9 protein-coding genes are annotated in these 6,591 nt (G+C 65.2%); 6 read left to right on the forward strand and 3 right to left on the reverse strand.

The genetic code is table 11. The annotated features are described in order from the left end of the window. Positions 1-29 precede the first annotated feature (29 nt). A complete protein-coding gene (rocF, locus tag XCSCFBP4642_RS0121210; RefSeq protein ID WP_029221528.1) occupies positions 30-953 on the reverse strand; it encodes an arginase in 924 nt (307 codons plus the stop codon). Positions 954-1,274: 321 nt separating this feature from the next. Between rocF and XCSCFBP4642_RS0121215 the strand changes: the two genes are divergently transcribed. The 5 genes from XCSCFBP4642_RS0121215 (at position 1,275) to tmk (ending at position 4,955) form a co-directional block, all read left to right on the forward strand. Continuing rightward, positions 1,275-1,727, forward strand: coding sequence for a roadblock/LC7 domain-containing protein (locus tag XCSCFBP4642_RS0121215; RefSeq protein WP_029221529.1), 453 nt, complete (start codon positions 1,275-1,277; stop codon positions 1,725-1,727). Positions 1,728-1,795: 68 nt separating this feature from the next. Next, positions 1,796-2,155 (forward strand): roadblock/LC7 domain-containing protein, encoded by a 360-nt coding sequence (locus XCSCFBP4642_RS0121220; protein WP_029221530.1) that lies wholly within the window; start codon positions 1,796-1,798, stop codon positions 2,153-2,155. 94 nt (positions 2,156-2,249) lie between these two features. Beyond that, positions 2,250-3,170 carry a hypothetical protein gene (locus XCSCFBP4642_RS0121225; protein ID WP_029221531.1) on the forward strand — a complete coding sequence of 307 codons (921 nt, stop codon included), beginning with the start codon at positions 2,250-2,252 and terminating at the stop codon, positions 3,168-3,170. Further along, positions 3,167-3,706 carry a GTP-binding protein gene (locus XCSCFBP4642_RS0121230; RefSeq protein ID WP_029221532.1) on the forward strand — a complete coding sequence of 180 codons (540 nt, stop codon included), beginning with the start codon at positions 3,167-3,169 and terminating at the stop codon, positions 3,704-3,706. The genes XCSCFBP4642_RS0121225 and XCSCFBP4642_RS0121230 overlap by 4 nt, the downstream gene beginning before the upstream one ends. 568 nt (positions 3,707-4,274) lie before the next feature. After that, a complete protein-coding gene (gene tmk, locus XCSCFBP4642_RS0121235) occupies positions 4,275-4,955 on the forward strand; it encodes a dTMP kinase (RefSeq protein WP_029221533.1) in 681 nt (226 codons plus the stop codon). A gap of 349 nt (positions 4,956-5,304) precedes the next feature. Here tmk and XCSCFBP4642_RS26015 read toward each other — a convergent pair whose 3' ends face one another. After that, the gene (locus XCSCFBP4642_RS26015; RefSeq protein WP_200859721.1) at positions 5,305-5,592 is read right to left on the reverse strand and encodes a helix-turn-helix transcriptional regulator; all 288 of its coding nucleotides are present in this window, start codon (positions 5,590-5,592) and stop codon (positions 5,305-5,307) included. A gap of 203 nt (positions 5,593-5,795) precedes the next feature. Between XCSCFBP4642_RS26015 and XCSCFBP4642_RS27770 the strand changes: the two genes are divergently transcribed. Beyond that, on the forward strand, positions 5,796-6,038 hold the full coding sequence (locus XCSCFBP4642_RS27770; protein ID WP_084624619.1) for a DUF4224 domain-containing protein: 243 nt from the start codon (positions 5,796-5,798) through the stop codon (positions 6,036-6,038). 330 nt (positions 6,039-6,368) lie between these two features. Here XCSCFBP4642_RS27770 and XCSCFBP4642_RS30245 read toward each other — a convergent pair. Next, the coding region (locus XCSCFBP4642_RS30245) for a hypothetical protein (RefSeq protein ID WP_235048244.1) at positions 6,369-6,591 on the reverse strand (223 nt) is incomplete at its 5' end.

A 6,591-nucleotide genomic window follows, 5' to 3' on the forward strand; every position in this document is an offset into this window, starting at 1 on the left:
AACGGCAGCGTGCCGCGTTCAGCGCTGGATCAATCTCGCATCAGGGTCGACTTGCCGAACAGGCTTTCTACCAGATCCACCGCCAACTCGGCGGTGGCATTGCGGTTGTCCAGCACCGGATTGAGCTCGACGATATCCAGCGACCCCATACGGCCGGTGTCGGCAATCATCTCCATCACCAGTTGCGCCTCGCGGTAGTTCGGGCCGCCCGGCACCGTGGTACCCACCCCTGGCGCGATACTGGGATCGAGAAAATCCACATCGAAGCTCACATGCAGATGGGTGTCGGCGCTCATGCCCTGCAGCGCCGCCTCCATGGTGCGCTTCATGCCGGCCTCGTCGATGTAGCGCATGTCGTAGACGTCGATGCGGTGCTGCTTGATCAGCCGCTTCTCCTCCGGGTCTACCGAGCGGATGCCGATCTGGCGCACCTGCTCGGGCAACAACGCCGGCGCGCTGCCACCCAGGTGGGTCAGCGCCTGGGGGCCCAGCCCGCACAGGCAGGCCACCGGCATGCCGTGCACGTTGCCCGAGGGGGTCACCTCGCTGGTATTGAAATCCGAATGCGCATCCAGCCACAGCACCCGCAGCGGGCGGCCCTGCTCGCGGCAGTACTTGGCCACTGCGGTGATCGATCCGATCCCCAGACAGTGGTCGCCGCCCAGCATGACCGGCATGCGGCCGGCCTGCAGCTCGGCGTAGCTGGCATCCATCAGGGCCTGGTTCCAGGCCACCACCTCGTCCAGGTGCCGGTAGCCGGCCTGCGGCTGCTGCCACGGATTGCGCGGACCATCCAGATTGCCCAGATCCCGCACCTCCACCCCGCGCCCGGCCAGCGCTTCCTGCAACCCGGCGATGCGCAGCGCCTCCGGGCCCATCCGTGCGCCGCGGTGGCCGGCACCGATGTCGGTGGGAACGCCAATCAGGGAAACCGGCACGTACTGCGTTGCCATGCGTTGCTCCAGCATCGATAAAGCCGTGCAGTCTAGTGGTGCGCCCGCGCAGTGACGCGCGGCAGCGCAGCATGGCATGGGGCTCGCATTGCGCCTGGCCGTACAACGGACGGGTTTAGATCTGCCTTACCGCGCCGCTACTGTGACGTGCCACGGCAGTTCGTGGCGCGCTGGACTTTGCAGATTCTGCTTGTCTGACCGCCCAGTGAAACACCTGAGGCTGATATGACTTAGCACTAATACCAGGGTGGTATGGTGCGCCGGCCAGCGCAGGACACGCATCACGTACGCGCTCGGGCCATCAGCAACAGGGGAAGTTTCATGCCGCATAACGCCGTCAACCAGGTCGTCAAGGCTGCCGTGGGCGAAGTCGCGCGGGCGGCGCATCTCTACGATGTGCAGCGTATCGGGCGCGAGTTCGCGCAGACCATCGAGCGCGAGCCGGGCATTGCCCTGCTGATGCTGTCCACCGCCGACGGCCGCGCCATCACCGAGCAATCCAGCCTGGATGTGGACGGGCGTCGCCTTGCGGCAATGGCCAATTCGTTCCTGACCCTGGGCGAGACCCTGGCGCGCGAATCGGGCCTCAGCGAAGCCGGCTACGCCACCATCAGCACCCGCGGCGGGCAACTGGTGCTGATCCGCATCCGCGCCGACAAGCCACTGACACTGACCGCCGTGGGCAGCGCCGACCTCAATGCCGCCGCGCTGCTGTTCAACGCGCGCGACTGCGCCGGCCGCCTGGCCACTGCGCTGGCACCACCGGCTGGCTGATGCCATTGGCAGTGTTCGTGCTTGCACGAGCGCACCGATTTTTCTAACCGTTTGGAAGGGGACCACCGATGTCAAAGCTCAATCTGGAACAACTGCATTCGCTCGCCGGTTTTGTCGGCGCCGCGCTGGTCGACAGCGACAGCGGCATGGCGCTGGGCATGACCGGTGGCACCGAACTCAACCTGGAACTGGCCGCAGCCGGCAATACCGAAGTGGTGCGTGCCAAGCGCCGCATCGCCGAGCAGCTCGGCCTGCACGACACCATCGAAGATATCCTGATCACGCTGTCGCGCCAGTACCACCTGCTGCGTCCGCTGGAAAGCAACGGCACGCTGTTCCTGTACGTGGTGCTGGACCGCGCCAAGGCCAATCTGGCGATGGCCCGCCACGAACTCAAGGCGTTCGAAAAGACCCTGGATTTCGCTTGATGCCTGTCCGGCGGCGCACCCGCGTCGCCGGCCCTGCCTGCCGGTGCAAGCCGGCAGGCGTTGTCGCGTCACTGCGCCCAGACGGCGCCCTCTCATGACCACACCCATCCACGCCATGCGGGTCGCCACGGCCGGCCTGGACCTGCTGCACACCACGCGCCTGAAACTGGCGTGCTCGCTGCTGCTCGCCGAGCGCATCGACGTGCAACTGGGCGAATGGCCGCAACATGCGGCCGATGTGGTGGTGCTGGGCCTGGAAGCCGCCGATGGCCTGGCCGCATGGCAGGCGCTGCAGGGCCAGCCGGTGCGCGTGCTGATGGTCTCGCGTACGCCGATGGCCGGCGCCTGGCTCAAGCATGGCGCCACCGTGCGCGAGCTCAACGAGCAGATGCGCCTGCTGCTGTCCTCGCCACACGCCACTCCGGTGGCCGAGCCGGCGCTGCTGCTGCGGCATTGCCGCGGCGAATTCGGTGCCGGCGTGGTGGTGGTGCGCAACGCGGGGCTGCAGGTGCGCGTGGATCCTGTCGAACACTGCCTGCATCTGCCGGCCGGCGTCGCGTTGGATGAGCTGATCGCTGCGCTGGACCGCTCCGGCTGGCAGCGCACGGCCGACGATGCCCGCACCCCATTGCCGCAGCGCGTTTCCTTCGAAGCGCTGTATTTCGCCCTGCCCGAGCATCTACGCCCCGCCCTGCCGGCGGTGGAACCCGGTAACGCGCTGCAGCTGCGGCAGTGGCCAGAATTGAGCGCGCAGACCAGTTCGCCGGCGCGGTTGCTCGCCATCGCCCACCTGCATGCCCGCCCATGGCGCCCGCAGGCGCTGGCCACGGCGTGCAAGCTCCCGCTGCAGACGGTGGAATGCCTGTTCGCCGCCGCACTCGCCAGCGGCCTTGCCCAGACTGCGGAGATTCCCGTGCCGTCACTGCCGCCTCGTCCGGGCAGCAGCAGCAATTCCCGGTTTTTTTCCTGGATCGCACGCCGGTTCGGCCTCACTCTTTTCCAGGCGCAGTCATGAGTCTTCCAGCCAACAAACTGGTGTTCGTGGGCGGCATGGGCGCCGGCAAGACCACCGCCGTGCGCGCCATCTCCGATGTGGAACCGGTCAGCACCGAAATGCCGCTCAGCCAGGATGCCTACGGCGACAAGACCTACACCACGGTCGCGCTGGACTACAGCTCGATCGAACTGGAAGACGGCGAGCTGCTGCACGTCTACGGCGTGCCGGGGCAGAAGTACCTGGATTTCATGTGGCCGCTGGTCTGCGACGGCGCGCTGGGAGTGGTCGTGCTGGCCAATGCGCGCGATCCGCAGATGCCCGAAACCACCCTGGCGCTGCTACGCGAGTTTGCGCAGATCGCACCCGACGCCAGCCTGGCGGTGGGCATCACCATGACCGACGAGGTCGCAGACTTTCCGTTGCCGCCGTTTCGCGATGGCCTGGTCGCCGAAGGTTTCCGTATTCCGGTGATGCGTGTGGATGCGCGCTCGGCCACCCAGATCACGTTCCTGGTGAAGTCGCTGCTGTCCTACCGCTATACCTCGGCGACCTGATCGGCCGCATGGGCTGCGCGGTTGATGCGGTTGATGCGGTTGATGCAGAACGATAAACAAGGAATCCGGTCACGACGGGCCTGAGAGGGCGTCACGCGGGGGATGCCGCCTCTAGGGTGGCGGCGACGCGTCCATCTTCCTTGAAGCCAGAAACGCGACTCAGTCGTGACACGAATGAGCGCTGCGTCTGACTTATTCAGTATGACCAGTGCACAGAAACACCGGCATCGGGACAATCCCGACAGCACACAAGACATACCCGTGATATCAGTCAGGCAATAACGACGTTACGTGTCGCCGGTGTCGGCCTCTGCCTGGTCTGCACTTGATTGCCATCTGGCCCGTGCCTGGCGCAGGCGCCGCGGTGCGCCGGCGCGCGGTCCCCGCAGCACGCGGTGCAAGACGCTCTGGCACAGGTGTCCGCACCTCGCCGTTGCGGTGCGCACAGCCGGCAAGCCCAGTCCATCGCACTCGACCACGGCATGGCTACCGCCGCTAGCCATCGCGGCATGGGCGCCGACGCGCTGCTGGCTACTGGTCTGTCGCCCCGATCAGATAAAGTAGCGCGATGACAATCGAACTGAAGCCCGGCGGGCTATTGATCGCGATCGAAGGCATCGACGGCGCCGGCAAGACCACGCTGGCGCGCAGCCTGGCAACCACCTTGCAGACGGCCGGCGCGCGCGTGATGCTGAGCAAGGAACCGACCAACGGCCCCTGGGGCACGCAGCTGCGCCAATCCGCCGCGACCGGCCGCCTGAGCGCCGACGAAGAAGCCGACCTGCTGATCCGCGATCGCCACGAACACGTGGAGACCCTGATCGCGCCCGCGCTGGCCCGCGGCGACATCGTGATCCTGGACCGCTACTTTCCTTCCATGGTCGCCTACCAGGGCGCCGCCGGGTTGCCGCTGGACGCGCTGCTGGAGCGCAACGCCTTCGCGCCGCGCCCGGACGTCCTGCTGCTGCTCGATCTGCCGCCGCCGACCGGCCTGTCGCGTATCCGCGCCCGCGGCGATGCACCCAACCATTTCGAAACCCAGGACAACCTGGAACGCTGCCGCGCGATCTTCAACGGCCTGCAGTTGCCGGGCAAACACGTGGTGGACGCCAGCGCCGACGCCGACAGCGTGCTGCGCCAGGCACTGGCACTTGTCGTCGCTGCCGCTGCCGAACGCCTGCGCAGCGATGCGCACGCCGACGCCAGGACTGCCGCGCTGCAGTTGCTCTCGGGGGGCCGGCCGGCCTGAGCAACGCAACGCGGCGCCACCGCCTCTCGAATGTGGTGGCGCGCAGCCTGGACCTGGCGACGTCACCGCCTGGACGAAGCGCATGGTGCTGCCGCGCGCAGAACGCTCACGGCAAGCAAGACAAACGCCGCACGCCGCACGTCGCGAAAAAACGCAGCGGATCGGAAATAATCAGCGACAGTCTGCAAGATGGTGCCGGCACCTGGATGCAAGCCCCCTTGTCCCGCAAGGGTTTCCGGGCAACCCGGGGGATTTCTGCTAAGTCGCGGCCCGCAACTTGGCGATCTGGTGAGCCATCAGCCGGCGCAACCTCAGCGCTCGTGACCTGGCTGGACGCCTGAACGATTGGCTACGCAGGCAGAGCGATCCATGCATCAATCTCCGGCTCCAGCCAAGCTACCAGCGTTCCAAGCGGCACCGGCCTGGGAAACGTGCCCTTCTTGATCCGATCGTAAATGGTTGTCTGAGACATCCCAACCCGGTCCTTTACCTGTGCGATGCGCAAAAGGCGGGGCCGGCCATCAGATGCAGGCAGCACATGCACTGGACGCTCGATAGCCGGCGGGGCAGCCGACAGGCTTTGCCCAAGCTGGGCCACCACTTTCGCCGCCACGGCTTCAGCGATCAGATCGATCAACCCAGCGAACTGCTCATGCGAGGAGCCGGGCGGGCTGGGGACGCTTCTTCGGCGGTGGTCACTCATACCTCAAGAGTAAGGTGCACTGTCGCAGAAGGTGCGATTGCGGGATGGCTGCACGGGCTCGATTCGCCTGCCAGCAAAGCAGATGCAAACTGCGTTCTGTGCTGTAATCGGCCTCAACTGGATAGAGGCGACATGTCATGTCGGAACTGTGCCTGTCACGAGATGAGGTAAGAGCGCTCTGCCGAAGTCCCCAGCGGGCACGGCAGGCGCTCTTCCTGCGCCAGAACGGGATCCGGCACTATCTGGACGCCTATGGCTGGCCGGTAGTGCTGCGATCTGCAGTTGAGCCAACCGCAGCGCCAGCTCCAGCATCTCCGTCGTGGAGGTCCAACAAGCTGGATATCCCAGGGTCAGGAGACAAGAAACGTCGCGCCCCTTGAGATTCCTCTGACGCACGTTCAAGGCAATTCAAAAAGCGGACGCCCAGATGGACGACTCAACAGCACCAGTGCCCTGGGAACTACGGGCCATCAATGCGGAGGCGGTCGGCCAACTGCTCGGACTCGCGCCGCGCACTGTGCTAGAGACCGTGGCGTGCAGGCCGGACTTTCCGGTCAGATTGACGATGAGGCCGGCCAGCTGGGTGGCCGGCGAGGTGATCGAGTGGCGTGACCGTAACCGCGCAGGACTTCCCAGAGGGCGGAAAAGATAACTGCGGCCAGGATTAGCCACGTCAACGCCCACCTGAAACTTTTGATTTAATTCAAAATTCAGTTAATCGAATTTTTTTTAGAATTTCGCAAGCTCACAAGAGCATGAATAGCGCCGATCTCCATTTCTTCAATTTCGTTCCAAAGCCTATTTACACGACCTTCTTCGATTTCTTCGATTTCTCTTTTTCTTTCCTGATTAGCCCTGACCATCAGCCGCCTGTCGCAGGATCTGCGCCGCGCTGGGTGGATGCTGCTGTCACCTGAAGCCAACGAGGTGGCG

The sequence above is a fragment of the Xanthomonas cassavae CFBP 4642 genome (assembly GCF_000454545.1).
Lineage (GTDB): Bacteria > Pseudomonadota > Gammaproteobacteria > Xanthomonadales > Xanthomonadaceae > Xanthomonas > Xanthomonas cassavae.

Coding starts and splice junctions, on each gene's coding strand:
- rocF (WP_029221528.1), bottom strand. CDS start 953: ATGGCAACGCAGTACGTGCCGGTTTCCCTGATTGGCGTTCCCACCGAC.
- XCSCFBP4642_RS27770 (WP_084624619.1), top strand. CDS start 5,796: ATGTCGGAACTGTGCCTGTCACGAGATGAGGTAAGAGCGCTCTGCCGA.
- tmk (WP_029221533.1), top strand. CDS start 4,275: ATGACAATCGAACTGAAGCCCGGCGGGCTATTGATCGCGATCGAAGGC.
- XCSCFBP4642_RS0121230 (WP_029221532.1), top strand. CDS start 3,167: ATGAGTCTTCCAGCCAACAAACTGGTGTTCGTGGGCGGCATGGGCGCC.
- XCSCFBP4642_RS0121225 (WP_029221531.1), top strand. CDS start 2,250: ATGACCACACCCATCCACGCCATGCGGGTCGCCACGGCCGGCCTGGAC.
- XCSCFBP4642_RS0121220 (WP_029221530.1), top strand. CDS start 1,796: ATGTCAAAGCTCAATCTGGAACAACTGCATTCGCTCGCCGGTTTTGTC.
- XCSCFBP4642_RS0121215 (WP_029221529.1), top strand. CDS start 1,275: ATGCCGCATAACGCCGTCAACCAGGTCGTCAAGGCTGCCGTGGGCGAA.